This window comes from Paenibacillus sp. P4_A7, assembly GCF_056402455.1.
This window is the reverse complement of sequence record NZ_JBFUHJ010000836.1, coordinates 1-955: the sequence shown is the minus strand read 5'-3', so window position 1 is coordinate 955 and position 955 is coordinate 1. Positions and strand designations below refer to the sequence as shown.

The window sequence follows — 955 nt, the reverse complement described above, 5'->3', positions numbered from 1 at the left end:
GTATGAACTCTTCAGCGCCTTCCATATCATGGTTTCCTCTTATTATATAGAACGCCGTGTTGTCAAATAATCCCTCATTTTTAAGTTTGTCGTATACGTTTGTCATCTCTTTCATCCACACATATTCGATGGCATTGTTACCGCCGGTAACATCGCCGGGAATAAACATGACGTCGGCCTGCGGGAATACGCTCAGTTCTTTTCTAAAACTTTCTTCCACGCGCTTGATTGCATGGGGACTCATTTCTGGGTCGCTGTCCACAATCATATTTAAATCGGCGGGAGTTAATGTTTTATTGCTTTTTTGATAGATAAATGTGGCGTTGTTTAGTTCACGGTTGTAATAATTGATGGTTTCCTGTGTATATAATTTTATTTTTTGCGTTGTTGCAACCGTAGTTGCCGTATTTAAAACCTTTTTCAAGTAATTAAAATCAGTTTCGCTGAAACCGTTGCCGAGACCGCTTGCTATTATTGTATTTGCTTCTGATATAGTGTCGTTAAGCGCTTGCATATCAACTTTATTTACAGCGTAACTATTATAATTCGCTTGCACTACATCACTGCTAAATGCGCCTTGCCAAATCATCAGATCAGCGATATCGAACGAATTACCGCCGAGGTTGCAAAACCCGTCGCAACCTATATGTAATGGGTTCGATGTATCTAAAGTTCCGGGCCCTAGCGTAGTTTCAGCCATTTCGTAACCATCAATATACAACGACGCAAGCATTTTTTTTCTATCAACAACAAAGGTCACATAACGCCAAACGGAAGTATCGAACGTGTTGCGCCCAAAGGAGATGCTCTTTACTGCTGCGTTCGGGAATCCGAAATTCATTTCGACTGAATGGGCTGATGTATAAATCGCCCAGCCTGCGTTAGAGCCGTTACTAAAATCCTTGTTTGAACAGATGACCTGATTGTTGTTCGTGTCACCCTTATACCAGAAGGA

At 41.4% G+C, this 955-nt stretch carries 1 protein-coding gene; it reads right to left on the bottom strand.

What is annotated here, in order from left to right:
* Positions 1-955, bottom strand: a 955-nt coding sequence (locus AC1DWN_RS34355; protein WP_477563284.1) for a LamG-like jellyroll fold domain-containing protein, incomplete at both ends; no start/stop codon positions are given.